Genomic DNA, 25,627 nt, shown 5'->3' with positions numbered 1-25,627 from the left:
GGCGTCCGGTCGTCTACGACTCGTCCGCGAGCCGCTCGATCGCACGCTTGGGCAGGTGCCAGTCGCGGCCGCGGCGCTCGCCGGGCAGGGACCCGGAGTCCAGGCGCTGCCGGACCGCCTGCGGGGAGACGCCGAGCAGCTCGGCGGCCTCGCGCACGGTGATCGTGGCAGGCTCGTCCAGACCCCACCGCAGGTCGAAATCCGCGATCGTCATCACCGTGAGCGCCTGCGGCTCGTGGCCGGCGGCCTTCACGACGGACCAGCCGAGGGATGCGGCCTGGCGCAAGTCCTCGGCGGGCAGGGTGAGGATGAGCTCGAGCGTGCCGTAGCAGGTGCCGGCGGCGACGGCATGGAGCTCGGCGAGCGGGTCGAGGTCGAGGGCGACCGGGTCGACGCGGCCGATGTCGACCACGACGTTGTAGCTGGCGGCCATCGCGGGAGCTCCTGAATTCAGTATCTCGTGAACAAGTCCAGCCTACGTGTCACCTTGTGCTAGCGCAAGGTTGTGCGATCTTGAGGGCAGCGAAGCATGCTGGCCGGGTGATCCATCCCGCGCTCGTCCCCCACGCCGATCTGCTCGTCACGGTCGGCGACCCGAAGTCCTCGCGCATGCTCGACCGACCACGCCGGGTGCGCGTGCGCTGGCGCACCTACGGAGGCGACGAGGTGACGCTCGAGCTGGAGCAGGCAGCGGCCGCGCGCGACGTCGTCTGCGTGCGGCAGGACCGTGGGATGCCGGACCCGTGGAACGCGTGGGTGCCGGCTGCGCTCGTCGAGCCGATCTAGTCGCCCCGGCAAGCCACGTCGCGGGCTCAGGGCTGGCCGTGCGCCGATTGGTCCTTCCGGTCGACGTCCCTCTCCCACGAGACTTCCCCGGTCTCGCGGTCTCGCCACCGCTCGATGTAGCGACCGGTGCGTCGATCGAAGATCAGGAACTTGTCTTCGTACCGGGCGCGATCGTGGTTCCACTCGACCTTCATCGTGACCTTGAGAACCGGCGGTGTGCCGACGCGCAGCGTCATCGTGATCGGGTTGCGCTCGCCGCGGCCCACGCGCATCGTCGCGTGCTGCCGGAGGTGTCCATCGGGAAGGCATCTGTCGCAGACGAGCAGGCCGTCGCGGGTTCCAGCACCGCAGAGTGCACAGTGCCGAAGGCTAGCCACGGGGTGCATCGTCCCAGCGCCTCCTCGCGAAGTCACCCGCGCCGGGCTCTGGGTTCCCACACTGCTGGGCGACGCGAGCACGCGGGCCGAGGTCGCGGTGACGGTCTAGGTCGCCGGGACGAGCTCGGCGGGTCGGCTTGTCGCTGCGTCCATTGCGGCCGCGGCGCCGAGCTGCTCGTCGGTCAGGAGATGGGCGTAGACCTTCGACGTCGTGGACAGCGATTCGTGCCCGAGGCGGTGCTGGACGACGATCGGTGAGACGTTGCGCGCCAGGAGCCAGGACGCGCCGGTGTGCCGGAGCGAGTGGGGCGTCAGGTGCTTGGTGATCCCGGCTCGTTCGAGCGCCGGGAGCCAGAAGCGCTCGCGGTAGTGCTGCGCCTGGATTCGCCGGCCCTGTCGAGAGGTGAAGAGCAACTCGTCGTGGGTCAGGCCGGAGGCGAGATCGGCGAGCTCGCTGGCGAGGGCGGGTGGGAGCACGACGGCCCGGGTGCTGCGCCGGGTCTTCGGCGCGCCGAGGTAGACCCCGGTCTCGCCCTTCTTCCACGCCCGCCGAATCCGGACGGTGCGCGCATCCGGGTCGAGGTCGCCCGCCTGGACGGCGGCGGCCTCGCCGAACCGGCAGCCGGTCGCGAGCAGGAAGCGCGTGAGGGGCTGGTAGTGCGGGTCGACGGCGACGATGAACCGCGTCGACTCCTGGTCGGTGAAGATCTCCATCTCGGCGTCGGCCTGGTCGGATGGGAGCCGCACGCCTCGTGCTGGGTTGGCCTGCAGGTGCCCGGCTTCGACGGCACTCGCCAGACGGCGGACAGCAGCCCGTGGGCGTTGCGGATCGACTTCGCCGAGTACGGCCGGCCGCGTTGGGTGGACTGCTTGCGCTGCCAGCCGACCCACTCCCGGACCGCGTCGCGGGTGATCGCGTCGACGGGGAGCGGGCCGAGCCGGTCGAGCCAGGTCCGCGCGGCCATGCGCCGGTACTCGGCGATGGTGCCGGGCGTGGCGTCGGTTTCGAGCATCTGCAGGTGTCGGTCGGGCCAGTCGCGAAGGAGTGGGGCGCTGGTGGCGTCGCGGCCGGAGCGCTGCCGCAGGATCGCGATCGCGGTGTCGGGCCCGAGGCGCTCGACCACCTGGAGCATCTCTGCGGCGCCGGCGGCGTTCTCCAGGGTGGGCGTCCAGCAGAGCTTCCCGTTCTGCCGGTACGCGATCCGGTAGGTCCTGCTGTCGTCCTTGCGCTTGCGCACGACGATGCTCGCCATGGGCTTCTCACGGTCCTTGTGGTCGGTCGGAGCGCGTCAGGTGTTACCGCACCCTGTCACCAACGTCTACCGGACCCCACCGACAAGGCCTCTGACCTGCGGCGATATTGGGGTGGCTGACGGGACTTGAACCCGCGACCCCCTGGACCACAACCAGGTGCTCTACCAACTGAGCTACAGCCACCACGGGCCAGGGACGCGGCCCTGGACCGGCGAGAAGTCTACAAGGTGCTACGGCCTGTGGTGACCACGCGATCCACCGGGCGGTCGGGCGCGGCCCGTGGCCGCTCCGGCTACCGCGCGATCTTCCCGTCGGCGCGCGCGATCACGGCGTCGGCGAACCGGTCGAGCGCACCCTCGCTGTGCTGGAAGAACAGCGACGGCTCGACCATCTCGAGCTCGAGCAGCACGGGCGCGCCCTCGTCGTCCTGCACGAGGTCGACGCGCGAGTAGAGGAACGGGTCGGACTCCACCGGCACACCGTCCGCAGCCTCGGTGAGCAGGCGGCGGGCTGTGCGCACCACGTGCCGGGCCGCCTCGACCTCGGCCTGGTCGGCCTCGAGCGGGGCGATCCGCTCGGGCCGGTAGATGCCGTTGACGGCCACGTCGGGACCGTCGAGCAGCGCGCCCTTGCGGACCGAGTGCGAGTACTCCCCCGAGATGAAGATGTGGGCCCGCTCGCCGTGCGTGTCGACGCTGCTCAGGTAGCGCTGCACCATGACCGTGCGCTCCTCGCCGAGCAGTCGTTTCGCGTGCTGGATCGCCAGCCCGCGCGACCCGGCGTCGATCGCGGTGTACCGCCCGGTGTCGCGTGACCCGGCGGAGACCGCCGGCTTGATCACGAAGTCCCCACCGGCCGGGAAGCGGGTGTGCAGCGCGCGCCCGGACAGATGGCGGTCCGGCTCCAGCCACTGGGTCGGCACGACGGCCACACCGGCCGCGTCGAGCTCGGCGAGGTAGTGCTTGTCGGAGTTCCACCGGATCACCGGGAACGGGTTCGACAGGCGCGTGACCCGCGCGACGCGCTCGGCCCACGCGACGAACTCCCCGCGACGCTGCGAGTAGTCCCACGTCGAACGGACCACGACCAGCTCGTAGTGGCCCCACAGCACGGTCGGGTCGTCCCACACGCAGACGTCGACCTCGGCGCCGCGCGCACGCAGCGCATCGGCGAGCGGCATGTCGTCCGGGTCGAGGTCGGGCAGGGCTGAGCACGTGGCCAGGGCGATCCTCACCGGGCCAGAGTAGTCACGTCCGGCGGCGGCTCCGCCTCCCGAGTCCGATCTTCGGCCCGAAGGGGGTGGCGGGCGCGCGCGGATCGCGCCACGATCGGGACGCGTGAGACTCGCACGGTACGAAGCCCGAACGTCCCTCTTCATGACGGTGCTCGCGCTGATCTTCCTCGGCGTCTACGCGGTCACGGTGATCGCGACCGGGTTCCCGGACTGGCTGATGAGGTCCGCGGAGCTGCTCAACACCGCGATCTGGCTGGTGTTCGCCGTCGACCTGGGGATCCGGCTCTACCTCGCCGAGGAGAAGGTGGCCTGGGCCAAGAGCCACCCCATCGACGTGGTGTCCGTCCTGCTGCCGGCGCTGCGCCCGCTGCGTGCGCTGCGGGTGTTCACGGCGGGGCAGTCGCTGATGTCCAGGCGGGACGGCGCACTGCGCACCGGCGAGGCGATCCTCTACGGAGCCCTGGCCCTGGTGCTGATCGGCGCGCTCGCGGAGCTGGACGCGGAGAAGGGAGCCCCCGACGCCTCGATCGTCACGTTCGGCGACTCCCTGTGGTGGGCCATCACCACGGTGACGACGGTCGGCTACGGCGACCTGTACCCGGTCACCCCAGCGGGGCGGTTCGTGGCCGCCGCGCTGATGATCGTCGGGATCAGCGTGCTCGGCGTGGTCACGGCGAGCGTCGCTGCCTGGCTCGTCGAGGCCGCCGAACGCGCCCGCGAGACCGGCAAGGAGGTCCAGGCCGAGCTCGAGGCCGAGGAGACCAAGGAGACCGGAGAGACCGAGGAGCCCGAGGAGGCGGCGAAGGCCGCGGAGGCCGCGGAGGCGGCTGAGTCCGAACCTACCGAGATGCCGATCGTCGAGCTCGGCGCGTCGGCGAGCGCCGAGTCGGAGACCGCGGCCGGGGTCGAGCCGAGCACGGCCACGACCACCGAGGCCGACGCGCTCGCGATGCTCGGCGCGCTACGTCGCGCGGGCGTCCTCACCGAGGACGAGGTCGCGGCCGCGGTCGGCCGGCTGCCCGGCTGAGCAGGCTGCCGCTCGGGCCGTTCGGGCCGTTCAGGCGCCGAGCAACGCCGCCAGACCGGCGGCGACCACGCCGGCCACGGATGCCAGCACCGCGCCGACCATCGGCCACACTCGCGTGTCGTCGTGGGTGTGCATGACACGCTCCCTCCTGACACTTGAGGAGAGCACGCCGAGGCGCGTCGGTGACGCAGGCTCGCGGGTGAGGTCCTAGGCCGCAGCGCCGGTGATCCTGCGCAGCGCACCGAGCAGGCCCTCGGTGGTGAGCTGGCCCGCGGGCGCACCGTCGGAGTCGAGCACCGGGACCGGTCGCCCGCCGGAGGCGGCCAGCGCAGCGAACGCGTCGTCGAGCCGGCCGTGCAACGTCAGCGAGTCCACCGGCGCGAGGTCCGGAGCGACGTCGTCACCGCCCGCGGCCCGGCCGAGCGGCTCGAGGTCCGCGGCGTCCAGCTCGCCGATGCCGAGCAGCCGCACCGCCCGCCCGGTGCCGACGAAGTCCCGCACCATGTCGGTCGCGGGCCGGGCGAGCAGGGTGACCGCGTCGGCGACCTGCTCGAGGCGACCCCCGCGGGAGAGAACCGCGATCCGGTCGCCGAGGCGCACCGCCTCGTCGATGTCGTGCGTGACGAGCATCACCGTGGTGCCGAGCTCGCGCTGGATCTTCCAGAACTCCGCCTGCAGGTGCCGGCGGCCGGCCGGGTCGACCGCGCCGAACGGCTCGTCCATCAGCAGCACCGGCGGGTCGGCCGCGAGCGCACGGGCGACCCCGACCCGCTGCTGCTCGCCGCCGGACAGCTGGTGCGGGTAGCGCTTGGCGTAGGTCCGGTGGTCCAGGCCGACGAGGTCGAGCAGCTCCGCGGTGCGGTCGCGAGTCCTGCTGGCGTCCCAGCCGAGCAGCGCCGGCACGGTCCCGACGTTCTGCGCCACGGTGCGGTGCGGGAAGAGCCCGACGTGCTGGATGACGTAGCCGATCCGCCGGCGCAGCGCGACGGGGTCGGTGGTCGTGACGTCCTCGCCCTGGACCACCACCCGGCCCCCGCTCGGTTCCACGAGCCGGTTGACCATGCGCAGCGTCGTCGACTTGCCGCAGCCGGACGGGCCCACGAGCACCATGAGCTCGTGCTCGCGGACCTCGAGGTCGAGGTGCTCCACGGCGACGGTCCCGTCGGCGTACTCCTTGCGCACGCCGTCCAGGCGGATCATCGGCTCGGCCGGCCGGGCGTCGGTCATCCTGAGACCGTAGCGGCCCGACGCGGGTCCCGCCGTCGGTGCCGGATCGTTCGTGATCTTCGTCCCGGACCCGCTGCACCGTCGGGACCTGCACGGTAGCGTCACACCGATGAGTGCGGCGCCGGACAACCCGTGGCTGTCCTGGGACTACGTGCAGCGGAACTCGGCGGACATCACCGAGGCGCTCGGCCAGCACGTCAGCCTCACGGTCGAGGCGATCCTCATCGCCACCGCGATCGCGATCCCGCTCGCCGTGCTCGCGCACCTGCGCCCGCGGCTGGCCGGAACGGTGCTGGGCGTGTCCGGCGTGCTCTACACGATCCCGTCGCTCGCGCTGTTCGCGATCCTGTACCCGCTGGTGCGTGACCGGCGCGTCACGGTGCTCACCGGCCTGGTGATGTACGCGCTGCTCGTGCTGGTGCGCAACATCCTGGTCGGTCTGCAGGGCGTCGACCCGGCGGTCACCGACGCGGCACGCGGCCTCGGCTACGGGCGGTGGCGCGTGCTGCTGCGGGTCGAGCTGCCGAACGCGCTGCCGTCGATCGTCACGGGGCTGCGGCTCGCGACGGTCACCACGGTGGCGCTGGTGACGATCGGCGTGATCGTCGGTTACGGCGGGCTCGGCCAGCTGATGTTCCGCGGCTTCCGCAGCCAGTACCACGCCGAGATCATGACCGCGACGCTGCTCACCGTCGCGATCGCGGTGGTCGCCGACGTCGCGCTGTGGCTCGCCGGGCGCGCGGCCACACCGTGGAGCCGGGCGGCGGTGGCCTGATGGACGTCGTGCAGGAGGCTCTGGTCTGGCTGAACGACCCGCTCAACTGGACCGGCCCGGACGGCGTGCCGGCGCTCACCGCCGAGCACCTGGGGATGTCCCTGATGGCCGTGCTCCTGGCGGCGCTCGTCGCGCTGCCGCTGGGCATCTGGCTCGGTCACCGCGGCAGCGGCGGCACCGTCACGGTCGTGGTCGCGAACGCCACCCGCGCGCTGCCCACGCTGGCCCTGCTGCTGATCTTCGCGACCACCGGGCTCGGCTTCGGCAACCGGCCGACGGTGATCGCCGCGGCGATCTTCGCGATCCCGCCGATCCTGTCGAACACGTACACCGGGTTGCTCGACGTGGACCCGGCCGCCCGGGACGCCGCACGCGGGATGGGCATGTCCGGGCTGCGCTCGCTCGTGCAGGTCGAGCTGCCGCTCGCGCTGCCGCTGGTCGGCGCGGGGCTGCGGACGTCCGCGATCCAGGTGATCGCGACGATCCCGCTCGCGGCGCTCGTGGGCGGCGGCGGCCTCGGGGTGATCATCAACAACGGCTTCGCGCTGCAGCGCTACGGGCAGGTGCTCGCGGGCGGCGTGCTGGTCGCCGTGCTGTGCCTGGTGGCCGAGGGCGTGCTGGGCTGGGGCCAGCGGCTGCTCACCCCCGCGCCGATGCGGGCCCGCGCGGCGCAGAGCCGGGCAGCGGCGGCCTGACGGACCGGACGGCGGCCGCGCGAGACGGGGCGGCCGAGACGGAGCGACCGCTCGCGCTGCGGTGACGACGCGGCGTCCGGGGTGTACACAGGCCCGTCCGAGGCGTCACGATCACGTCACGGGAGGCCGACCGACGTCGATCTCGGTTGCCCGTGTCGGTGGCTCACGATCGAATGGGTCCGCAACCAAGCCTCGACCGAGGAGTACGCATGCGCGCTCGTCGCACCGTCCTTGCCACCGCGAGCCTGGGGGTGACGCTGCTCGTCGCGGCCTGTGGCTCACCGGGCTCCTCGTCCGGCAGCACCTCGCCGTCGGACTCCGGCTCCGCCGCGGAGTCCTCCTCCGCGGCCGGCGGCGCCGTGTGCGAGGCCGTCGCCGGCGACCAGCTCGTGGTGCTCGCGGACGACAAGGGCCTGCAGCAGGTCGACAACATCGTCCCGGCCGTCAACGCGTCCGCCGCGGCGGACCTGCCCGGCCTGGTCGACGTGCTGGACACCGTGTCGGCCACGCTGGACACCCCGACGCTCGTGCAGCTCAACAAGGCCGTCGACGTGGACCGTCAGACCTCGTCCGAGGCGGCCGCGGCGTTCCTGTCCGAGCACAGCCTGGACACCCAGGAGCAGGTCGGCAACGGTGAGGAGCTCGTGGTCGGTGCCGCGAACTTCTCCGAGAACGCCACCCTCGCCGAGCTGTACGCCGGCGCGCTCAACGCCGCGGGCTTCAAGGCCACGGTCCAGACGATCGGCAACCGCGAGACGTACCTCCCGGCCCTGGAGCAGGGCGACCTGACGGTGGTGCCCGAGTACGTGGGCACGCTCGCGACGTTCATCAACAGCGCCGTCAACGGCGACTCGGCGGAGCCGGTCGCCAGCGGCGACCTCGACGCGACGATGTCGAACCTCACCGACCTCGGTCAGCAGGTCGGGCTCGTGTTCGGGCTGCCGGCCGCCGCCCAGGACCAGAACGCCTTCGCGGTGACCCAGGCGTTCGCCGACCAGTACGGCGTCTCGACGCTCTCCGAGCTGGCCGACGCGTGCTCGGGCGGCATCACCCTCGGTGGCCCGCCGGAGTGCCCGGAGCGCGACTTCTGCCAGGTCGGGCTCGAGAGCGTCTACGGGCTCACCATCACCGAGTTCACCGCGCTCGACGTCGGCGGACCGCTGACCAAGTCCGCACTGCAGCAGGGTGAGATCGCCCTCGGCCTGGTGTTCTCCTCGGACGCGTCGCTGGCGGGCTGAGCCCGGCTCGACGTCACAGGCCCGCGGCCTCGAGCAGACGCAGCCAGATCTCGCTCATGGTCGGGTACGCGGGCACGGCGTGCCACAGCCGCGTGAGGGGAACCTCGCCGCCCACCCCGCTCGTCGCGGCGTGCCGCAGCGCGGCGCCGTCGGGGCCGACGAAGGTCGCCCCGACGACGACCTGGCGCGACGCGTCCACGACAAGCCTGGCGTGCCCGCCGGCGCCGTCGGAGTGCAACCCCGTGCCGGCGGCGCTGGACAGGGGCACGTCGACGAGCCGGACGTCGACACCGGCCTCCTCGGCCTGCGCCTGCGTGAGCCCGACCCAGGCGACCTCAGGGCGTGAGAACACGACCTGCGTCGTCGCGGCGTGGTCGGCGGATGCGGCGTAGCGGCTGAACGGCGCCGCCTCGGGGGCGCCGCCCTCGGCGCCGAACCGCGCTGCGATGACGTCTCCGGCGACCCTGGCCTGGTACTTGCCCTGGTGCGTGGTGTGCGAGCGCCCGGTCACGTCGCCGACCGCGTAGAGCCAGGCACCCTCGACCCCGCGGACCTGCAGCTGGTCGTCGACGTCGAGCGCGGCGCCGGGTCGGAGGCCCACCGAGTCCACCCCGAGCTCCTCGGTGCGCGGGCGTCGACCGGTCGCGACCAGCAGCTCGGCGGTGTGCAGCACCTCGCCGGAGTCGAGGTGCACCGCCACGCCGTCGTCACCGCGCTCGACCCGGAGCACGTGAACACCGAGCCGGACGTCGACCCCGAGCTCCCGGAGTCCTGCCGCAACGGCCTCGCCGGCCACGGGCTCGGCCTCGGTCAGGAGCCGCTCGCCGCGCTGCAGCACGGTCACCGCCGCACCCAGATCGGCGTACGCCGTGGCCGTCTCGACACCGACCACGCCGCCGCCGAGCACCACGAGCGACTCGGGCACGTGCTGCACCGACGTCGCTTCACGGCTGGTCCACGGTGCCGCCTCGGCCAGGCCCTCGATCCCGGGGATCACGGGCTCACTCCCGGTCGCGACCACGACCGCGTGCCGCGCCTTCAGGACGAGCGTGCCGTCGTCCTGGGTCACCTCGACCGTCTTCGCGCCGGTCAGCCGAGCCTCACCCCGCACCAGGTCGAGGCCCGCGCCCTCGAGCCAGTGCACCTGGCCGGAGTCGTCCCAGTCCGATGCGAAGTAGTCGCGCCGGTCCAGCGTCGCCTCGACGTCCACGTCGCCCGTCACAGCACCGGCGGCCCCACCGACCGCCCGCGCGGTCGCCAGCACCTGACCAGGACGCAGCAGGGCCTTCGACGGCATGCACGCCCAGTACGAGCAGGACCCGCCGACCAGCTCCGACTCGACCACCACCACGCTCAACCCACCGCGCGAGGCGCGATCCGCCGCGTTCTCGCCGGTCGCGCCGGCGCCGAGGACGACGACGTCGTAGGTCCGGGACTCGGGCATGGTGCGCTCCTCCGGTCGGGTGCCTCCATGCTCAGGGCAGGGAGGCCGCGACGCACCTGGGGACAAGGATGCCGAATCGTCGGCGCAGGCCCCGCGTCGAGGTGCCCGATGGTCACGGCCTCCCGCGCCGCGGCAACGTCGCGCACGCCGTGCCGGCGAGCGCGAGCACCGCTGCGTCCTCGATCAGAGCCGCGCCGAGGTCCGGGAGGTGACCCCTGGCGCCGCGTCGCCAGCCGATCCCCAGGAACGACCCGGCGACGGCCGCCGCACCACCGACCAGTGCGGCCGGCACTGGTGCACCACCGGCGCGCCGCGCGAGGACCACGGCACCGATCGCGCCGGACGCGGCCCGGCCGACCAGCGACAACGACTCGGTGCGGTCGGGCGTCGTCGGCAGCTTGTCCCCGACCAGCTCACCGGCGACCGCGAGACCGAGCAGGACCTGCGCCGCGCGCGGCCCGCGGGCGAGCACCGGCGCAGCGACGCCCAGGGACGCCCGGCCACCCGCCGCGAGGCCGAGCGCGACTGCGCGTGCCGCCACCCGGACGGTGTCGGGCAGCAGGGCGCGAGAAGCCATGTCGTCACCGTGCGCCCATGGCCCCGGCAGCGCAAACCGTGCCCGCACGCCTCAGGGGCCTGCGACGTCCTGCACGGTCAGGCCGGATCCTGGACCAGGACGCCGTACCAACCGAGCCCGCGGTACGTCTCGTACCCGGGCGTGAGCGCGAAGCCCACGGTCGTCCCGCCCTCCGAGTAGTAGCCGTTCACCTTGCCATCGGTCCGCAGGACCACCTGCTCGGAGAGCACACCGGTCCGGTCGGACGACGCCAGCACCCGGCCACCGGAGTCGACGATCAGCACCCGGGTCCGCGCCCGCTCGTCCGGCGACAGGCGAACGCCGTCCACCATGCCCTGCGACTGACCGTGCCAGTCGAAGAAGATCCCGAGCGCGCCGATCGGCCGCCCGTCCTCGCGCCCGCCCTCCCGAACCGCCGTCGCGTACGTGGCGACCGGCACGCCGAGCTCGCGGTGCAGCGCGACGTCGAGCGCCGCGTAGTCGTCGCCGTTCGCGGTCCCCATCGCCGCCATGAACCACGGCTCGTGCGAGACGTCGACCCCGACCCCGGGCCCGCTGCCGGCCGAGGCGCTGGCGATCACGCGGCCGTCGGCGTCGGCGAGCCACAGGTCCCGGTACACGGTGTACGAGCGCAGGATCACCGCGAGGCGGGCGGACGCGTGCGCCGCGGCGTCCGGGTCGCCGGCCGCGACCGCGTCGACCATCGCCGAGTCCGTCGCCCACCAGCGGACGTCGCAGGACCGCTCGTAGAGGTTGCGGTCGGCGATGTCGATGACGTTGAGCGCGAGGTCCGCGAGCCGCTGACCCTGGACCCGCGCGACCAGCTCGCGGCCCAGCGTGCGCAGCTCGTCGAGCTTGGGCGCGAGCTCTCCGGACAGCTCGTCCGAGATCAGCTTCGCGGCGTCCGCCACGGACCCGACCTCCTGGGCGACCACCGCGAATCCCTTGCCCACCTCCCCCGCCCGCGCCGCCTCGATCCGGGCGTTCAGGGCGAGCATCTTGGTGCTCGCAGCGACCTTGTCGATCTCGCCGAGCTTGGCCGTGGTGAGCTGCTGCACATCCTCGGCCAGGGCGACGACTCGAGCGGGCATGGCGCCTCCAGGTGACGTGCCGGCTCAACGTCGACCCGGCTGCTGACGCCGCACGCTAGGGCTCGATGGTTGCCGCGGTGTTTCCCCGAGCGATCACCTGGCGCAGCGGTGCGCTCGACGCGGGGCCCGCAGACCCGAGTCGGGACCTCCGACCCACGACGAAGGCCCCCGGGCCAGCGTGTGCGCTGGCCAGGAGGCCGTCTGCGAGAACAGCGCCGGCCCAGCTCGCGCCGGCTCAGGCCACCGCCTCGACGACATGACGCGCGATGCGCGCGTACACGTCGCTGACGAGCTCGCGCGTCCCGCCTCGGACCGTGTACCCGTGGTCGGCGCCCGGGAGGTCGATGTGCTCCACCAGCGCACCACCGTCCCGGAGCCGGTCGGCGTAGCGGACGTCCTCGTCGTGCAGGCGGTCGAGGGCGCAGCTGATCACGAGCGCGGGTGCGATCCCCTCGATCCCGTCAGCGTTGGCACCCCACGCCGGAGAGGCCAGCCGGTGGCGCTTCGAGCCGGCGTCCGGCGCGTACGCGGTGTCGAACAGCCTGGTCATCGGCACGGTGATGATGCTCGGTCCTGCGGCGTGCTTCTGGTCCCCCGGCGTGACCAGGTCGAGCGGCGGGAAGTGGAGTACCTGGAGCGCGATCACCGGACCGCCGGCCTCGAGGGCCTGCCGCGCGCACGCGGCAGCGATCGCACCGCCCGCGCTCTGCCCGCCGACCACGAGCCGTGAACCGTCCCACTCGCGTGCGGGGTCCGCCGCCCACACTGCGGCGTCGAAGCCCTCCTCGACGGCGACCGGGAACCGGTGGCGCGGGGCGGTGTCGTAGTCGACGTTCACCACGACTGCACCGGCCTCGGCCGCGATGAACCGGCACAGCGGATCGTCCTGCTCGCGGTGGCGAACCACGAACCCGCCGCCGTGGAAGTTCAGGTAGACCGGGGCGCCCTGGCTCCCCCCGGCAGGCCGGTACACCGTGGCGTCGAGATCGCCGTGCCGTGTCGGCACCGTCATCTCCACGGTGGACGCCGGGATCTCCGCGAACGCGAGCTCAGCGGGGATGCGCGGACCGGGACCCCGGCCCATCAGAGCGGTGAGCGTGTCCGCGACCCATCGGGTCGTCAGGAGCGACATGAGTCCTCACCGGTGGCATTGCTGGTGCGCCATCAGGGACTCGAACCCCGAACCCGCTGATTAAGAGTCAGCTGCTCTGCCAATTGAGCTAATGGCGCGCGGTGCAGAAGGGTAGCACCGGCGTAGGGGTGCTACGAAACCGGCTCAGTCCTCGTCGTCCAGGTCCTCGTCGAAGGTGTTCTCGTCGTCCGCGTCCTCGTCGTCGGGCGTGCCCTCCGAGGGCGGACGTTCACCGAGCCAGTCCACGTCCGGCAGGCCTTCCTCGGCGAGGATCTCGGGTGAGTCAGGGCCGCCCGGGCTCGCCAGGTCGGCGATCAGCGCGAGAGGGACCCCCTCGTGCAGCAGGTGCATCATCTCGGCAGAGATGACGTCGTCACCCCGCTCCTCGGGGGACGGAACCTGATCGTTCTGGCCGCTCACGTCCACCTCTCCTGTCCTCGCTGCGACCCTGCCCCTGGCCGCAACCTGATGCGCGCCGATCATCGCCGAGCCGTGACCCCCGGCACAAGTGTCCTGGCCGCCCGGCCGCCCGAACGCTCACGGGATCCTCACAGGTACAGCCCGGTGCGCTCGCCGCCCGCCTCGGGCTCGGCGACGGCGTGCAGGTCGCGCTCGCGCAGCAGCAGGTACCCCACCCCGCCGAGCTCGACCTCCGCCCGGTCCTCGGGGTCGAACAGCACCCGGTCGCCGACCTCCACCTGACGGACGTGCTCGCCGGTGGCCACGGTCACACCCCAGACCAGACGTCGGCCCACGCTCGCCGTGGCCGGAATCACGATGCCCGAGGTCGACAAGCGCTCCGCCGACTCGGCGTCGAGCCGGACCAGCACACGGTCGGAGAGCATCCGGATCGGAGGACGGGGCTGGCTCACGGACCCGACGCTACCGGCCCTCGGCTCGCTAGGCTGGCCACCCTCCACCGGAAGGACCACGATGCCCCGCCTCAGCGTCGGCGACGCCGCACCCGACTTCTCGCTGCCCACCGCCGACGGCGGCACGTTCACCCTTTCGGAGCAGCGCGGCCACGGCGTGGTGGTGTTCTTCTTCCCCGCCGCGATGACGCCCGGGTGCACCAAGGAGGCGTGCGACTTCCGCGACTCCTACGCGTCGCTCCAGGCCGCCGGCTACACCGTCGTCGGCATCTCCCCCGACACCGTGGAGAAGCTCGCGGTCTTCGTCGACGCCGAGCAGCTCACCTACCCGCTGGCGTCCGACCCCGAGCGCTCGGTCCTGGAGGCCTGGGGCGCGTACGGCGAGAAGCAGCTCTACGGCAAGACCGTGGTCGGGGTGATCCGGTCGACCGTGGTGGTCGGCCCGGACGGGACCGTCGAGGTCGCCCGCTACAACGTGCGGGCCACGGGTCACGTGAGCGCGCTGCGCAAGGCTCTCAGCCTGGACTGAGGCGGCGGGCCCGCTCCCCAACCCGGTCGGACGTCCCCGTAGTGGTTCCGGCTCGGCTGTCGGACCGTCCCGGACTGGCACAACCGGGGTCGCGAGCCCCTAGGCTCGCCCCCGAGCGCGAGTGGCGTAACTGGCAGCCGCGCCAGGTTTAGGTCCTGGTGCCTTCGGGCGTGCGGGTTCGAGTCCCGCCTCGCGCACCGCCCGGTCAGGCCTGCTCGCGCGAGGCGCGTGCCTCCTCGACCTGGCGACGGACGTCGACCATGTCGAGGCCCTTGACCGCCTGGACGACCTTCTCGAGCGACTCGGCCGGCAGAGCACCGGGCTGGGCGAACACGAGGATGCCCTCACGGAACGCCATCAGGGTCGGGATCGAGGTGATCCCGGCGGCCGCGGCCAGACCCTGCTGCGCCTCCGTGTCGACCTTGCCGTGCACGATGTCCGTGTGCTCCTCCGAGGACTGCTCGAAGATCGGCGCGAACATCCGGCACGGACCGCACCACGCAGCCCAGAAGTCCACGAGAACGATGTCGTTGCTCGTGACGACCTCTTCGAAGGTCTGCTCGGTGAGCTCGGTGGTGGGCATGTCGGTCCTTCCGTCGGCTTCGCCCATCGTCAACGGTGCGCGGCGCTCAGTATTCCCCCACGGGTATCCGGGACCACTCGCGCCACGCCTGAGGCGCACCCGGGCGGTGCCCGCCGGACCGCTCTAGGCTCTGCGGCATGACCGACACCGCGGACTGGGGTGCCCGCCCGGACGGCTGGCTCGACGACGCGACCCTCGCGGCCGTGCGCCGGCAGCTACCGATCGTCTACGTCGACGCCGTGCCGGTGCGCGTCGACGAGAGCGGCGACGTGATCCTCGTCGGACTGCTGCTGCGGATGGTCAACGGCGCGATGAGCCGGGCCCTGGTCACCGGTCGCGTGATGTACCACGAGCGGATCCGCGACGCGCTCCTGCGGCACATCGAGAAGGACCTCGGGCCGATGGCGCTCCCGGCGGTCCCGCCGACGCCGCAGCCGTTCACGGTCGCCGAGTACCTGCCGACCCCCGGCGTGACGCCGTACCACGACCCTCGTCAGCACGCCGTGTCGCTCGCGTACGTCGTGCCCATGGCCGGGGACTGCTCACCGCAGCAGGACGCCCTGGACCTCGCGTGGATGACCCCCGAGGAGGCGTGCAGCGAGCGGGTGATCGCCGAGATGAGCGGCGGCCAGGGGTACCTCCTGCGCCAGGCGATGGCCCACGTCGGCCGGCTGCCCTGAGGCTTGCCGTGGTGCCACGCCGTGCGGTTCTCGCGGTCACGAGCCTCGTGCTCGGTGGTGCCGCGGCGATCGCCGCGCTCCGCCTCGCGACGGGCGCCGACGCCGCGTCCGCCCTCGTCAGCGCGCTGGGATGCGTCCTGATCGTGGGTGGGTCGTTGGGAGCCAACCAGTGGATCGCGCGCCGTCGCGCTCGGCGCTGAGGCGCCCGCCGACGCAGCGTCGAACGAACGCTCAGGGGCGAAGCACGGCCGCGATCTGCGGGGCGAGCGCGCGGAACGCGCGGCCGCGGTGCGAGATCGCGTTCTTCTCCTCCGGGGTGAGCTCGGCGGACGTCAACGTCCGGGTCGCGCGGGACGGCTGCTCGTCGGGCTCGAGGATCGGGTCGTAGCCGAACCCGCCGTCGCCGCGCGGTGCCGTGGTGAGCTGCCCGCGCATGATCCCGGTCTCGACGTGCTCGGCGCCGTCCGGCGTGACCAGCGCGGCGGCGCAGACGAACTGCGCACCGCGGTGCTCGGCGCGGACGTCGGCCAGCTGGTCGAGCAGCAGCCGGAGGTTCGCCGCGTCGTCGCCGTGGCCGCCGGCCCAGCGGGCCGAGAAGATGCCCGGCGCTCCCCCGAGCACGTCCACCGCGAGCCCCGAGTCGTCCGCGACCGCCGGCAGCCCGGTCGCCGCCGCGAGCGCGCGCGCCTTGAGCAGGGCGTTCTCCGCGAACGTCACGCCGTCCTCGACCGGCGGCTCGGCGCCGACGTCCGCAGCACCGACGACACCCTCGGTCGGCAGGCCGGCGGCCGCGAGGATCGCACGGAGCTCGCCGACCTTGTGCGGGTTGTGGGTCGCCAGGACCAGGCGGGCGCCGCTCACGACCCGGCCACGGGGTGACCCGCAGGCTCGGCCGCGAGGGCCTCGGCCTGAAGCCCCGCGAGCGTCGCCGTGCCGCTCACCGCGAGGTCGAGCAGAACGTCGAGCTCGGCCCGCGTGAACGGGGTGCGCTCGGCGGTGCCCTGGACCTCGACGAACCCGCCCGAGCCGGTGACCACGACGTTCATGTCGGTCTCGGCGCGGACGTCCTCGACGTACGGCAGGTCGAGCATCGGCGTGCCGTCGATGATGCCGACGCTCACCGCAGCGACCGAGTCGGTCAGCACCGGGGCGTCGGCCGGCACGAGGCCCTGCGTGCGCGCCCAGGTCACCGCGTCGGCGAGCGCCACGTAGGCACCCGTGATGGCCGCGGTCCGGGTGCCGCCGTCGGCCTGCAGCACGTCGCAGTCCAGCACGATGCTGTTCTCGCCGAGGGCGGACAGGTCCACCACCGCGCGCAGCGACCGGCCGATCAGGCGGGAGATCTCGTGCGTGCGGCCGCCGATCCGGCCCTTGACCGACTCCCGGTCCGACCGGGTGGACGTGGCCCGCGGCAACATCGCGTACTCCGCGGTGACCCAGCCCTGGCCCGAACCCTTGCGCCAGCGCGGCACGCCCGCGGTGAACGACGCCGCGCACAGCACCCGCGTGCTGCCGAACTCGACGAGCACGCTGCCCTCGGCCTCGTCCAGCCATCCCCGGGTCAGGCGCACGGGGCGCAGCTCGTCGGGGCGTCGGCCGTCGGGGCGCGTGGGGTTCGTCATGGGCCGCACCCTACGGCAGCCCGACGACGCTCAGAGCTCGACGACCATCCCCGGGACGGCGGTGGTGACGGTGCCGTCGAAGACCTCCGCGGCCTCCGCCGCGGCGACCCCGGGCGGGTTCCAGGCGGGCACGTGGGTCAGCAGCAGCGTGCGGGTGCCACCGCGGGCCGCGGCCTCCCCGGCGCGGCGGCCGGTGAGGTGGATACCGCGCACCTCGTCCCGCCCCTCGACGAACGCGGCCTCGGCGAGCAGCAGGTCCGCCTCGGTCGCGAGGTCGTCCAGGCCGACGCATGCGTCGGTGTCACCGCTGTACGCGATCGTCACCGTCCGGTCCGGGTCCTGCTCCGACGGCCCCTCGACCCGCACGCCATACGCCGGCACCGGGTGGCGGACCGGGACCGGTGTGAGCCGCATCGGCCCGACCTGCACCGGGTGCCCGGCCTGCCAGGTGTGCACGACCAGCTGCCCGGTCATCTCCTCGCCGGGGTCCAGGCCGTAGGCGTCCGCCAGCCGGGACGCGGTGCCGAACGGCCCGTGGACCGGCAGCGGCGCGCGACCGGGCGTGAGGTCGGGGTGGTAGCGCAGGTACACGTAGAGCCCGCTGATGTCGGCGACGTGGTCCGGGTGCAGGTGGGACAGCGCGACCGCGTCGAGGTCGGCGGGGTCGACGTGGGTCTGCAGCGGGCCGAGCGCACCGTTGCCCAGGTCGAGCAGCACGCTCCAGGTGCGACCGTGCGCGTCGTCGGCCTGCACCAGGTAGCACGAGGCTGCCGAGTGCGGGCCGGGGAACGAGCCGGCGCACCCCACGACGGTGAGCCTCATCGGCGCAGCTCCGACGCGTGCTCGACGCTGCTCACCTCGGGGCCGAGGAACCGGCGGGCGAGGGTCGCGAACGACTCCGCGTCGCCCGTCGCGAGGAAGCGGTGGGTCGGCGGCGGCAGCGACGGGTCCCGCTCGAGGTCGTGCGCGACGAGCGTGCGGTAGACGTCCTTCGCGGTCTCCTCAGCCGAGGAGACCAGCGTCACCCCCTCGCCCATCACGTACGAGATGACGCCGGTGAGCAGCGGGTAGTGCGTGCAGCCGAGGACGAGGGTGTCGACGCCGGCCTCGACCACCGGGGCCAGGTCACGGCGCGCGATCTCCAGCACGTCCGCGCCCGAGGTGCGGCCGGCCTCGACGAGCTCGACGAACTCCGGGCAGGCCTGCGAGGTCAGCTCGAGGTCGCTCGCCACCGCGAACGCGTCGTCGTAGGCGCGAGAGCCGACCGTCGCCCGGGTCCCGATCACCCCGACCTTGCCGTTGCGGGTGGCCGCCGCAGCCCGGCGCGCGGCGGGCAGGATCACCTCGACCACCGGCAGGCCCTTGCGCTGCGTGTAGCGCTCGCGCGCGTCCCGGAGCACCGCGGCCGACGCACTGTTGCACGCGATGACGAGCATCTTCACGCCCGCATCGACCAGGTCGTCCATCACCTCGAGCGCGTGGGCGCGGACCGCGGCCAGCGGCTTGGGCCCGTACGGGCCGTTCTGGGTGTCGCCGATGTAGAGGACCGACTCGTGCGGAAGCTGGTCCAGCACGGCGCGGGCCACGGTGAGACCGCCGACACCGGAGTCGAAGATCCCGATGGGCGCGTCATTCACGGGGTGCACTCTAGTTGGGGCCGCGGACCACTCCGCACCGGCGGCTGCGTGACGGTCGCCACACGGTCCCCGGCGGCCCCGCCGTCACTGCGTGCCGTGATCGAGCTCCGACACCATCAGCTCGACCAGGTCGCCCTGAAGCTGGGTCAGCACCGAGTAGACCGCGGCGAGGAACCGCCGGGTCGACTCGGCATCGTCGGCCGCGGCCCCGCGAGCCATCGCCAGCTCGCGGATCTCGTCGGCCTGGTCGTCGGTCTCCAGGCCCAGTCGCTGGGCGAGCACGAGCCGGACGTCGGTGAGCGCGGCCGCGACGTCCGGCGCGCCGGCCGGGGACACGACGAGATCCGGCGCGGCCTGCTCCAGCGCGCCACGCAGCAACCGCAGCCGAGCGACCTTGCCGGTGCGCAGGTCCGCCTCGGTGAGCCTGCGAAGCTCCGCGGCCAGCTCGGGGTCGGGCGAGGCGTCCGGCAGCAGGCGGTGCAGCGCAGGGTCCTCCGGCGGGTCGACCGGCTCCTCGGTGATCGTCAACCTGGTGAACGGGTCGAGCACGTCGCCGGGGTCCGGCACCTCGCCGAACAGGTCGATGACGCCGTTGACGACGTCGAGCAGCACGGGCCGCTCCGCGGACTCGAGGCGCGCGACGAAGACGCCCCGTTCGCGCCGGAAGCCCCGCACGTCAGCCCGACGCCTGCACGGTGGCCCACAGGCCGAAGCCGTGCATCGCCTGGACGTCGGACTCCATCTGCTCCCGGGGGCCGCGGGAGACGGTGGCACGACCCTGCTCGTGCACCTGGAGCATGAGGCGCTCGGCCTTCTCCTGCGGGTAGCCGAAGTAGCTGCGGAACACGTAGGTGACGTAGGTCATCAGGTTCACCGGGTCGTTCCAGACGACCGTGACCCAGCCCTCGCCGTGCTCGACGGTGGCGGACTCCTCGATCGGTTCCACCTGGAAGGACCGGCTCACCCGGCCATCGTAGGTGGCGGGCCCGACGGTGCGGGAGGGGCCGCCCGGCTCCGTGACCACCCCGTAGCGTGAGCGCATGGCCGCGTCGACCGCCCTGCTCACCGACCGCTACGAGCTGACCATGCTGCAGGCCGCGCTGGCCGACGGCACGGCGCACCGGCGCACGGTGTTCGAGGTCTTCACCCGGCGGTTGCCGCCCGGGCGGCGCTACGGCGTGGTCGCCGGCACCGGCCGGGTGCTCGAGGCCGTCCAGCGGTTCCGGTTCACCACCGCCGAGCTCGACTGGCTGGCCGAGCAGCGCGTGGTCGACGACGCGACCCTGTCCTGGCTGGCCGACTACCGCTTCTCCGGCTCGATCGTCGGCTACGCCGAGGGCGAGGTGTACCTGCCGGGCTCGCCGATCATGGTGGTGGACGGGTCGTTCGCCGAGGCGGTGCTGCTCGAGACCCTCGTGCTGAGCATCCTCAACTACGACTCCGCGGTCGCGGCGGCCGCGTCCCGGATGACCTCGGCGGCCGGCGAGCGCCCGTGCCTGGAGATGGGGTCCCGACGTGCGCACGAGGACGCCGCCGTGGCTGCGGCGCGGGCGGCCGTGGTCGCCGGGTTCGCCGGCACCTCGAACCTCGAGGCCGGGCGGCGCTACGGCCTGAGCACGATCGGCACCGCTGCGCACGCCTTCACGCTGCTGCACGACGACGAGGCCTCCGCGTTCGCGTCGCAGCTCGACGCGCTCGGCATCGGCACGACCCTGCTGGTGGACACCTACGACGTGACCGAGGGCGTCCGTCGGGCCGTCGAGGCCGCCGGGACGGGGCTCGGCGCGGTCCGGCTGGACTCCGGCGACCTGCTGTCGCTGGCCCGCGAGGTGCGCGCCCAGCTCGACACCCTCGGCGCGACCGGCACCCGGATCGTGGTGAGCTCCGACCTCGACGAGCACGCGATCGCGGCCCTGGCCGCGGCCCCGGTGGACTTCTACGGCGTGGGGACGTCCGTGGTCACCGGGTCGGGCGCACCGACCTGCGGCATGGTCTACAAGCTGGTCGCCCGCGAGGACGCCGCCGGCACGATCCAGCCCGTGGCCAAGGCGTCCATGGCGAAGGTCGGGCACGAGGGCCGCAAGGTCGCTGCCCGCCGGCTGGCGCGGGCCAGGGCCGTCGAGGAGGTCGTGGTCGGCGGGCACGACCCGTCGGTGCAGGCATGGCTGCCCGGCCCGGACATGCGCGCGCTCCAGGTGCCCCTGATGCGCGACGGCGAGGTGCTTCCCGGCTGGACCGGCAAGGACGGCGTGCTCCGTGCGGTGCACCGGCACGCCGAGTCGCTGGCCGAGCTGCCGGTTCAGGCGCTGCAGCTCAGCCCCGACGAGCCGGTGCTGCCCACCGTGCGGGTCCGGGTCTGACACCCCCGGACGCACGGACGCGGCCCGGGGATCCCGGGCCGCGTCCCTGGCCGTCACGGGGACGGCCTCGGCACGAGCAGGTGCCTAGATCCTCGATCGCGTCCGTCCGACGATCCCCAGGATGATGCTGACGACCAGGACGGCGATGCCGATCCAGATCAGGATCTTCGCGGCCTCGATGGCCACACCGAAGACCAGCAGGACGACGCCGACGATCAGGATGAGTAGCCAGCTGGGCATGGGTCGTGCCTCCTTAACGCGGGTCGGCGAGAGGTGGTGCCGACCCATCGAGGCTGGCAGTCCGCACGGCACCTCGCACGTCGGGCACGAGGGCCGAAGCCGTGCTATCGCAGGCCTGTGACCTGCAAGGACGCACCGCTAGCGACGGCCGACGAACCAGCCGCGAACCAGCGCCGTCCTCGCCTCGAGCTGGTCCTGCGAGGCGAGCGCGACCTCCGGACCGCCACAGCGGCGGCGCAGCTCGGCGTGCACCGAGCCGTGCGGCTGACCGCTGCGCCGGGCCCACGCGCCGACCAGCGCGTTCAGCTCCTTCCGAAGCTCGGCGAGGCGCCGGTGGTCGACCTCCGGTGCACGGTCGCGGCCGGCCTCCGCCCCACCGCGCCGCTGCCGGAGCAGCATCGCGACCTGGTCGGGCTCGAGGAGGCCCGGCAGCCCGAGGAAGTCGGCCTCCTCGTCGGAGTGCGAGCCGAACTCGCCGCCGTCGAACAGCACCCGGTCGAAGCTCGCCTGGGCCTCGAGCGCCTCGAACGTGCCCTGCTCGCCGTTGTCGAGCGTGTCGGGGGCGTTCTCCTCGCGCTGGGCGGCGGCGAGCAGCAGCTCGGGGTCCTCGTCGCCGACCGGGCGGTCCAGGGCGTGGTCGCGCTCGGCCTCCAGGTTCGCCGCGAGAGCGAGCAGCTGCGGCACGCTCGGCAGGAACACCGACGCGGTCTCGCCGCGGCGCCGTGCCCGGACGAACCGGCCGACCGCCTGGGCGAAGAACAGCGGCGTCGCGGTCGACGTGGCGTACACCCCGACCGACAGCCGCGGCACGTCGACGCCCTCGGACACCATCCGGACCGCCACCATCCAGCGCGTCTCGGACGCCGCGAACTCCTCGATCCGCTCCGAGGCGCCGTCGTCGTCGGAGAGCACCACGGTGGCGGGCTCGCCGGTGATCTGCCGCAGGTGCGCAGCGTAGGCGCGGGCGTCCGCCTGGTCGGAGGCGATCACGAGCCCGCCGGCGTCCGGCACGCTGCGCCGGACCTCGGTCAGCCTGACGTCCGCGGCGGCGAGCACCGACGGGATCCACTGGCCCTGCGGGTCGAGCGCGGTGCGCCAGGCCTGCGCCGTGAGGTCCTTCGTGAGCCCGTCGGCGCCGAGCGCCGCGCTGACCTCGTCGCCCGAGCGGGTCCGCCACCGCATCTGGCCGGAGTAGGACAGGAAGATCACCGGGCGGACCACCCCGTCGCGCAGCGCGTCGCCGTAGCCGTAGGAGTGGTCGGCGAACGAGCGGCGGATGCCGTCCGAGTCCGGCAGGTAGGTCACGAACGGGATCGCCGCGGTGTCGCTGCGGAACGGTGTTCCGGTCAGGGCGAGCCGCCGGGTCGCCCCCTCGAACGCCTCGCGGACGCCGTCGCCCCAGGTCAGCGCGTCGCCCGCGTGGTGGATCTCGTCGAGCACCACGAGCGTCGAGGCGGCCGAGGTGCGTGCGGCGTGCAGCGCGGGGTTCATCGCGACCTGGGCGTAGGTGACCGCGACGCCGTCGAACTGGGCGCCGTGGCGGCCCTGCGCGTTGCGGAAGTTCGGGTCGAGGTGGATGCCCACGCGGGCGGCCGCGTCGGCCCACTGCCGCTTGAGGTGCTCGGTGGGCGCGACGACCGTGATCCGGCGCACCACCCGTCGCTCGAGCAGGTCGGTCGCGACCCGCAGCGCGAACGTCGTCTTGCCGGCGCCCGGGGTCGCGACGGCGAGGAAGTCCCGGGGCTCACGCCGCCCGTAGCTCTCCAGGGCGGCCGCCTGCCACGCACGCAGGTGTCCCGCGGTGCCCCACGCTGCGCGGGCCGGGAAGGCCGGCGACAGGCTCTGGGCAGCCGCGGTCGATGCGGCGTGCGGGTCGGCGTGACGGCGGGCGGCGGAGTCGCCCGTCACTCGGTCGGGGCGCTGCCGTCGCCCCCGTCCTGCGGGTCACGCAGGCCGTCGTAGATCTCCTTGCAGACCGGGCAGACCGGGAACTTGCTCGGGTCGCGCCCCGGGACCCAGACCTTTCCGCACAGCGCGATCACCGGCGTGCCGTTGACGGCGGACTCGAGGATCTTCTCCTTGCGCACGTAGTGCGCGAACCGCTCGCGATCGCCGGGCTCGAGCTCCTCGCGGGTCTCGGTCTGCTCGAGCACGCTGGTCGCGGCACCGGGACCGGACGGGGCGTCCGGACGGCCGGGCTCGTCCAGGCTCGGACCGTTCACGGGAGCAAGGCGAGTGGCTGAGCGCATGGGTCCCGAGTCTACGTCCCGCACCCGACAGACCCCGCGCCCCGCCCACCGCGTGGCGGGGCGAGGTGCCCCATGCCCCACGGCCTCCCAACGCCCCACAACGTCGAGTTCGCTGGGCATCGCCCAGTTCGCTGAGTGGGGCCAGCGAACTCGCGACGGATCAGCGAACTCATCGAGGTCGCCCCGGCTCACCCCGTTCTCACGGCGAGGGCGCGACGGAGCGCCGCGAGCCAGCGGTTCGGATCGTCGATCTCGTCCCAGGTGAGCCTGATGACCCGCCACCCCGCGTCCTCGATCGCCTGCTGACGCCGTCTCTCAGCTTGGAGCACATCAGTCGCGTGACCGAAGCGTCCCGAGTACTTGAGGTGCCCGTCGAACTCGAGAACGACCCTCGCGGTGGGCCAGGCGAAGTCCGTCCGGAAGACTCCGAGCGACGTCCGCAGCTCCACCTGGAGCTCGGGCTCCGGTAGTCCCGCCCCGCGCAGGACCCAGAGCGTCAGCGCTTCCCCGGCAGACTCGGTCCGGCCGTCGGCAAGGCCGAGCAGAAGCCTTGCCTGTCGGACTCCTCGGGCGCCCGGCCGCGCCGCAACGATCGACCCGACGACCGCGCGATCCGCTCCGAGCCTGAAGCCGGACTCCATCATCACGAAGGCGTCTCGCACGGGCAGCCGCGACGCGCAGTCGACCATCGTCCGCTCGAGAGTCGTGACCGGGAGTCCCTCGACGAAGGTGCGGTCCGACGGCGCGATGCCGCACAAGTGCCGGACCACGGCACGGTCCCGTCGGTGGCCGGCCCGGTACCGCTGGATCACCTCGGTGTGATCAGGTGACCTGAGGAGGTCACATCCCCAGATGAGCGCCGCGCTCGTGTGACTGAACCAGAAGTCCGTCCGCAGCTGCTGAGCGACGGCCACGATCCGGGCCCTCGCGAGCGTCTCGGCACGCAGCGGGCGCTCGCCAAGGTCGGCTGAACGCACGAACGCGCCGCGCCGAACACGCTCGAGCTCGCCACGGCGGACCCGTCGTCGCAGGTCCGCTGAGGTCTCCGGGCGGCTCAACAAGATCGGAGGTGTCAGGCTGCTCACCCGCACGACACTCGCCGATCGCCTCAACGCCCGGCCGGCGGTCCGCACGCCCTATGGACGCACGGCCACCCGTGCCACTCGTGCCGAGCGCCGAGCTCACCACCGTGCCGCCGGCCCACGTGCCGCCGGCCCACGTGCCCCCGCTCACGCCCGCCGAGTTCGCTGGCCGGCGCCGTGTTCGCGGGGTACCAGCAGCGAACTCGGCGACGCTCAGCGAACTCGGCGAGAACCGCGTGGCGGGGCGAGGTGCCCCGCGCGGGGTGCGTCGGCGTCGCGGCTAGAGGGACTGCCACGCGGGCTTGGCGCGCCAGGTCTCCCGGTAGTAGGCGGCGAGCTGGAGGCGGCTCGCGGCGGCCTCGTCGACCAGCACGCTGACGTGCGGGTGCAGCTGGAGCACCGATCCGGGCCACATGGCCGACACCGGGCCCTCGACCATCTGGTGCACCGCCTCGGCCTTGCCCCGACCGCTCGCCACGAGCACGAGGTGCCGGGCCTCGAGGATCGTGCCGAGCCCCTGAGTCAGCACGTGCCGCGGGACCGCGTCGACGTCGCCGTCGAAGAACCGTGCGTTGTCCCGCCGGGTCTGCTCGGTGAGCGTCTTGACCCGGGTGCGCGAGGCGAGCGACGAGCCCGGCTCGTTGAACGCGACGTGCCCGTCGGTGCCGATCCCGAGGATCTGCACGTCGACACCGCCGGCCGCGGCGATCGCGGCCTCGTACGCGGCACACGCGGCGGGCAGGTCGTCCGCGGAGCCGTCGGGGCCGAGCACCGCCTCGGTCGGGATGTCGAGGTGGTCGACGACCTCACGCTGGATCACGGCGCGGTAGCCCTCGGGGTGCCCGGCGGGCAGCCCGACGTACTCGTCGAGCAGGAAGCCGCGGGCGCCCGCGAACGAGACCCCGGCCTCGTGCCG

General features: G+C 73.3%; 33 protein-coding genes and 3 tRNA genes. 11 read left to right on the top strand and 25 right to left on the bottom strand.

Annotated elements, in window-relative coordinates:
- Positions 1–13 precede the first annotated feature (13 nt).
- Positions 14–433: a helix-turn-helix domain-containing protein gene (locus OEB99_RS17865; protein ID WP_263578654.1), complete on the bottom strand. Its 420-nt coding sequence runs from the start codon at positions 431–433 to the stop codon at positions 14–16.
- A gap of 107 nt (positions 434–540) precedes the next feature.
- Between OEB99_RS17865 and OEB99_RS17860 the strand changes: the two genes are divergently transcribed.
- Complete coding sequence (locus tag OEB99_RS17860; protein ID WP_263578653.1) at positions 541–786, top strand: hypothetical protein; 246 nt, start codon at positions 541–543, stop codon at positions 784–786.
- 26 nt (positions 787–812) lie between these two features.
- Here OEB99_RS17860 and OEB99_RS17855 read toward each other — a convergent pair whose 3' ends face one another.
- Positions 813–1,058, bottom strand: coding sequence for a hypothetical protein (locus tag OEB99_RS17855; protein WP_263578652.1), 246 nt, complete (start codon positions 1,056–1,058; stop codon positions 813–815).
- A 210-nt stretch (positions 1,059–1,268) separates the two neighbouring features.
- Entirely contained in the window at positions 1,269–1,910 is a 642-nt protein-coding gene (locus OEB99_RS17850) for a site-specific integrase (protein ID WP_263578651.1), read from the bottom strand.
- Positions 1,911–2,219: 309 nt separating this feature from the next.
- Here OEB99_RS17850 and OEB99_RS17845 point away from each other — a divergent pair, with 309 nt between their 5' ends.
- Positions 2,220–2,372: a hypothetical protein gene (locus OEB99_RS17845; RefSeq protein ID WP_263578650.1), complete on the top strand. Its 153-nt coding sequence runs from the start codon at positions 2,220–2,222 to the stop codon at positions 2,370–2,372.
- 152 nt (positions 2,373–2,524) lie between these two features.
- Here OEB99_RS17845 and OEB99_RS17840 read toward each other — a convergent pair.
- A tRNA-His gene (locus OEB99_RS17840) sits at positions 2,525–2,600 on the bottom strand.
- A 109-nt stretch (positions 2,601–2,709) separates the two neighbouring features.
- The gene (locus OEB99_RS17835; protein ID WP_263578649.1) at positions 2,710–3,651 is read right to left on the bottom strand and encodes an ATP-grasp domain-containing protein; all 942 of its coding nucleotides are present in this window, start codon (positions 3,649–3,651) and stop codon (positions 2,710–2,712) included.
- A 103-nt stretch (positions 3,652–3,754) separates the two neighbouring features.
- On the opposite strand from OEB99_RS17835, the gene OEB99_RS17830 reads away from it, so the two are divergent.
- Positions 3,755–4,678, top strand: coding sequence for a potassium channel family protein (locus OEB99_RS17830; protein WP_263578648.1), 924 nt, complete (start codon positions 3,755–3,757; stop codon positions 4,676–4,678).
- 207 nt (positions 4,679–4,885) lie between these two features.
- On the opposite strand, the gene OEB99_RS17825 is transcribed toward OEB99_RS17830, so the two are convergent.
- Entirely contained in the window at positions 4,886–5,905 is a 1,020-nt protein-coding gene (locus OEB99_RS17825; protein WP_411910707.1) for an ABC transporter ATP-binding protein, read from the bottom strand.
- A 109-nt stretch (positions 5,906–6,014) separates the two neighbouring features.
- Between OEB99_RS17825 and OEB99_RS17820 the strand changes: the two genes are divergently transcribed.
- The 3 genes from OEB99_RS17820 (at position 6,015) to OEB99_RS17810 (ending at position 8,613) form a co-directional block, all read left to right on the top strand.
- The gene (locus OEB99_RS17820; protein WP_263578647.1) at positions 6,015–6,680 is read left to right on the top strand and encodes an ABC transporter permease; all 666 of its coding nucleotides are present in this window, start codon (positions 6,015–6,017) and stop codon (positions 6,678–6,680) included.
- A complete protein-coding gene (locus tag OEB99_RS17815) occupies positions 6,680–7,375 on the top strand; it encodes an ABC transporter permease (RefSeq protein WP_263578646.1) in 696 nt (231 codons plus the stop codon). Before OEB99_RS17820 ends, OEB99_RS17815 begins: the two co-directional genes overlap by 1 nt.
- Before the next feature lie 209 nt (positions 7,376–7,584).
- On the top strand, positions 7,585–8,613 hold the full coding sequence (locus OEB99_RS17810; RefSeq protein ID WP_263578645.1) for a glycine betaine ABC transporter substrate-binding protein: 1,029 nt from the start codon (positions 7,585–7,587) through the stop codon (positions 8,611–8,613).
- 13 nt (positions 8,614–8,626) lie between these two features.
- Here the strand turns inward: OEB99_RS17810 and OEB99_RS17805 are convergent, their stop codons facing one another.
- The 7 genes from OEB99_RS17805 to OEB99_RS17775 all read right to left on the bottom strand — a co-directional run bounded on the left by OEB99_RS17805 (position 8,627) and on the right by OEB99_RS17775 (position 13,702).
- Complete coding sequence (locus tag OEB99_RS17805) at positions 8,627–10,057, bottom strand: dihydrolipoyl dehydrogenase family protein (protein WP_263578644.1); 1,431 nt, start codon at positions 10,055–10,057, stop codon at positions 8,627–8,629.
- Positions 10,058–10,169: 112 nt separating this feature from the next.
- Positions 10,170–10,634: a hypothetical protein gene (locus tag OEB99_RS17800; protein ID WP_263578643.1), complete on the bottom strand. Its 465-nt coding sequence runs from the start codon at positions 10,632–10,634 to the stop codon at positions 10,170–10,172.
- A 77-nt stretch (positions 10,635–10,711) separates the two neighbouring features.
- A complete protein-coding gene (locus OEB99_RS19740) occupies positions 10,712–11,725 on the bottom strand; it encodes a methyl-accepting chemotaxis protein (RefSeq protein ID WP_318011436.1) in 1,014 nt (337 codons plus the stop codon).
- A gap of 235 nt (positions 11,726–11,960) precedes the next feature.
- Entirely contained in the window at positions 11,961–12,857 is an 897-nt protein-coding gene (locus tag OEB99_RS17790) for an alpha/beta hydrolase (protein WP_263578642.1), read from the bottom strand.
- A gap of 22 nt (positions 12,858–12,879) precedes the next feature.
- Positions 12,880–12,955, bottom strand: a tRNA-Lys gene (locus OEB99_RS17785).
- Between the two features lie 46 nt (positions 12,956–13,001).
- Positions 13,002–13,277 (bottom strand): hypothetical protein, encoded by a 276-nt coding sequence (locus OEB99_RS17780; RefSeq protein ID WP_263578641.1) that lies wholly within the window; start codon positions 13,275–13,277, stop codon positions 13,002–13,004.
- A 128-nt stretch (positions 13,278–13,405) separates the two neighbouring features.
- Positions 13,406–13,702 carry a GroES family chaperonin gene (locus tag OEB99_RS17775; protein WP_263578733.1) on the bottom strand — a complete coding sequence of 99 codons (297 nt, stop codon included), beginning with the start codon at positions 13,700–13,702 and terminating at the stop codon, positions 13,406–13,408.
- 88 nt (positions 13,703–13,790) lie between these two features.
- Here OEB99_RS17775 and OEB99_RS17770 point away from each other — a divergent pair, with 88 nt between their 5' ends.
- Positions 13,791–14,258, top strand: a complete 468-nt coding sequence (locus OEB99_RS17770; protein WP_263578640.1) for a peroxiredoxin — start codon at positions 13,791–13,793, stop codon at positions 14,256–14,258.
- Positions 14,259–14,373: 115 nt separating this feature from the next.
- A tRNA-Leu gene (locus tag OEB99_RS17765) sits at positions 14,374–14,455 on the top strand.
- Between the two features lie 8 nt (positions 14,456–14,463).
- On the opposite strand, the gene trxA is transcribed toward OEB99_RS17765, so the two are convergent.
- A complete protein-coding gene (gene trxA / locus OEB99_RS17760) occupies positions 14,464–14,841 on the bottom strand; it encodes a thioredoxin (protein WP_263578639.1) in 378 nt (125 codons plus the stop codon).
- 137 nt (positions 14,842–14,978) lie between these two features.
- On the opposite strand from trxA, the gene OEB99_RS17755 reads away from it, so the two are divergent.
- Together OEB99_RS17755 and OEB99_RS17750 are read left to right on the top strand one after the other, a co-directional pair.
- Positions 14,979–15,521, top strand: coding sequence for an NUDIX hydrolase family protein (locus tag OEB99_RS17755; RefSeq protein ID WP_263578638.1), 543 nt, complete (start codon positions 14,979–14,981; stop codon positions 15,519–15,521).
- Positions 15,522–15,532: 11 nt separating this feature from the next.
- Positions 15,533–15,721: a hypothetical protein gene (locus OEB99_RS17750; RefSeq protein WP_263578637.1), complete on the top strand. Its 189-nt coding sequence runs from the start codon at positions 15,533–15,535 to the stop codon at positions 15,719–15,721.
- Positions 15,722–15,752: 31 nt separating this feature from the next.
- On the opposite strand, the gene rdgB is transcribed toward OEB99_RS17750, so the two are convergent.
- From rdgB to clpS, 6 genes are all read right to left on the bottom strand, one after another.
- Positions 15,753–16,382, bottom strand: coding sequence for an RdgB/HAM1 family non-canonical purine NTP pyrophosphatase (rdgB, locus tag OEB99_RS17745; protein ID WP_263578636.1), 630 nt, complete (start codon positions 16,380–16,382; stop codon positions 15,753–15,755).
- Positions 16,379–17,143, bottom strand: coding sequence for a ribonuclease PH (gene rph / locus OEB99_RS17740; RefSeq protein ID WP_263578635.1), 765 nt, complete (start codon positions 17,141–17,143; stop codon positions 16,379–16,381). The genes rdgB and rph overlap by 4 nt, the downstream gene beginning before the upstream one ends.
- A gap of 30 nt (positions 17,144–17,173) precedes the next feature.
- Complete coding sequence (locus tag OEB99_RS17735; protein WP_263578634.1) at positions 17,174–17,965, bottom strand: MBL fold metallo-hydrolase; 792 nt, start codon at positions 17,963–17,965, stop codon at positions 17,174–17,176.
- A complete protein-coding gene (murI, locus tag OEB99_RS17730; RefSeq protein WP_263578633.1) occupies positions 17,962–18,780 on the bottom strand; it encodes a glutamate racemase in 819 nt (272 codons plus the stop codon). The genes OEB99_RS17735 and murI overlap by 4 nt, the downstream gene beginning before the upstream one ends.
- Positions 18,781–18,864: 84 nt before the next feature.
- Positions 18,865–19,455 (bottom strand): DUF2017 domain-containing protein, encoded by a 591-nt coding sequence (locus OEB99_RS17725; protein WP_263578632.1) that lies wholly within the window; start codon positions 19,453–19,455, stop codon positions 18,865–18,867.
- A gap of 1 nt (position 19,456) precedes the next feature.
- Complete coding sequence (gene clpS, locus OEB99_RS17720) at positions 19,457–19,744, bottom strand: ATP-dependent Clp protease adapter ClpS (RefSeq protein WP_411910706.1); 288 nt, start codon at positions 19,742–19,744, stop codon at positions 19,457–19,459.
- Between the two features lie 76 nt (positions 19,745–19,820).
- On the opposite strand from clpS, the gene OEB99_RS17715 reads away from it, so the two are divergent.
- Positions 19,821–21,140 (top strand): nicotinate phosphoribosyltransferase, encoded by a 1,320-nt coding sequence (locus OEB99_RS17715; protein ID WP_263578630.1) that lies wholly within the window; start codon positions 19,821–19,823, stop codon positions 21,138–21,140.
- A gap of 84 nt (positions 21,141–21,224) precedes the next feature.
- Here OEB99_RS17715 and OEB99_RS17710 read toward each other — a convergent pair whose 3' ends face one another.
- From OEB99_RS17710 to OEB99_RS17690, 5 genes are all read right to left on the bottom strand, one after another.
- On the bottom strand, positions 21,225–21,380 hold the full coding sequence (locus tag OEB99_RS17710; RefSeq protein ID WP_263578629.1) for a hypothetical protein: 156 nt from the start codon (positions 21,378–21,380) through the stop codon (positions 21,225–21,227).
- Positions 21,381–21,518: 138 nt separating this feature from the next.
- Positions 21,519–23,288, bottom strand: a complete 1,770-nt coding sequence (locus OEB99_RS17705; RefSeq protein WP_263578628.1) for a DEAD/DEAH box helicase — start codon at positions 23,286–23,288, stop codon at positions 21,519–21,521.
- Complete coding sequence (locus OEB99_RS17700) at positions 23,285–23,629, bottom strand: DUF3039 domain-containing protein (protein WP_263578627.1); 345 nt, start codon at positions 23,627–23,629, stop codon at positions 23,285–23,287. Before OEB99_RS17700 ends, OEB99_RS17705 begins: the two co-directional genes overlap by 4 nt.
- 188 nt (positions 23,630–23,817) lie before the next feature.
- The gene (locus OEB99_RS17695) at positions 23,818–24,606 is read right to left on the bottom strand and encodes an endonuclease domain-containing protein (RefSeq protein WP_263578626.1); all 789 of its coding nucleotides are present in this window, start codon (positions 24,604–24,606) and stop codon (positions 23,818–23,820) included.
- A gap of 385 nt (positions 24,607–24,991) precedes the next feature.
- Positions 24,992–25,627: glucosamine-6-phosphate deaminase (locus OEB99_RS17690; RefSeq protein ID WP_263578625.1), on the bottom strand; the 636-nt coding region annotated here is incomplete at its 5' end.

Origin of the sequence: Actinotalea endophytica (assembly GCF_025717005.1) — a bacterium.
Lineage (GTDB): Bacteria > Actinomycetota > Actinomycetes > Actinomycetales > Cellulomonadaceae > Actinotalea.
This window is presented reverse-complemented; position numbering and strand designations above follow the sequence as displayed.

Bases quoted from the DNA above. Each gene is read 5' to 3' on its own strand.
- OEB99_RS17865 (WP_263578654.1), bottom strand. From the start codon at position 433: ATGGCCGCCAGCTACAACGTCGTGGTCGACATCGGCCGCGTCGACCCG.
- OEB99_RS17855 (WP_263578652.1), bottom strand. From the start codon at position 1,058: ATGCGCGTGGGCCGCGGCGAGCGCAACCCGATCACGATGACGCTGCGC.
- OEB99_RS17825 (WP_411910707.1), bottom strand. From the start codon at position 5,905: ATGACCGACGCCCGGCCGGCCGAGCCGATGATCCGCCTGGACGGCGTG.
- OEB99_RS17820 (WP_263578647.1), top strand. From the start codon at position 6,015: ATGAGTGCGGCGCCGGACAACCCGTGGCTGTCCTGGGACTACGTGCAG.
- OEB99_RS17815 (WP_263578646.1), top strand. From the start codon at position 6,680: ATGGACGTCGTGCAGGAGGCTCTGGTCTGGCTGAACGACCCGCTCAAC.
- OEB99_RS17810 (WP_263578645.1), top strand. From the start codon at position 7,585: ATGCGCGCTCGTCGCACCGTCCTTGCCACCGCGAGCCTGGGGGTGACG.
- OEB99_RS17805 (WP_263578644.1), bottom strand. From the start codon at position 10,057: ATGCCCGAGTCCCGGACCTACGACGTCGTCGTCCTCGGCGCCGGCGCG.
- OEB99_RS17800 (WP_263578643.1), bottom strand. From the start codon at position 10,634: ATGGCTTCTCGCGCCCTGCTGCCCGACACCGTCCGGGTGGCGGCACGC.
- OEB99_RS19740 (WP_318011436.1), bottom strand. From the start codon at position 11,725: ATGCCCGCTCGAGTCGTCGCCCTGGCCGAGGATGTGCAGCAGCTCACC.
- OEB99_RS17790 (WP_263578642.1), bottom strand. From the start codon at position 12,857: ATGTCGCTCCTGACGACCCGATGGGTCGCGGACACGCTCACCGCTCTG.
- OEB99_RS17775 (WP_263578733.1), bottom strand. From the start codon at position 13,702: ATGCTCTCCGACCGTGTGCTGGTCCGGCTCGACGCCGAGTCGGCGGAG.
- OEB99_RS17770 (WP_263578640.1), top strand. From the start codon at position 13,791: ATGCCCCGCCTCAGCGTCGGCGACGCCGCACCCGACTTCTCGCTGCCC.
- trxA (WP_263578639.1), bottom strand. From the start codon at position 14,841: ATGCCCACCACCGAGCTCACCGAGCAGACCTTCGAAGAGGTCGTCACG.
- OEB99_RS17755 (WP_263578638.1), top strand. From the start codon at position 14,979: ATGACCGACACCGCGGACTGGGGTGCCCGCCCGGACGGCTGGCTCGAC.
- rph (WP_263578635.1), bottom strand. From the start codon at position 17,143: ATGACGAACCCCACGCGCCCCGACGGCCGACGCCCCGACGAGCTGCGC.
- OEB99_RS17735 (WP_263578634.1), bottom strand. From the start codon at position 17,965: ATGAGGCTCACCGTCGTGGGGTGCGCCGGCTCGTTCCCCGGCCCGCAC.
- OEB99_RS17715 (WP_263578630.1), top strand. From the start codon at position 19,821: ATGGCCGCGTCGACCGCCCTGCTCACCGACCGCTACGAGCTGACCATG.
- OEB99_RS17710 (WP_263578629.1), bottom strand. From the start codon at position 21,380: ATGCCCAGCTGGCTACTCATCCTGATCGTCGGCGTCGTCCTGCTGGTC.
- OEB99_RS17700 (WP_263578627.1), bottom strand. From the start codon at position 23,629: ATGCGCTCAGCCACTCGCCTTGCTCCCGTGAACGGTCCGAGCCTGGAC.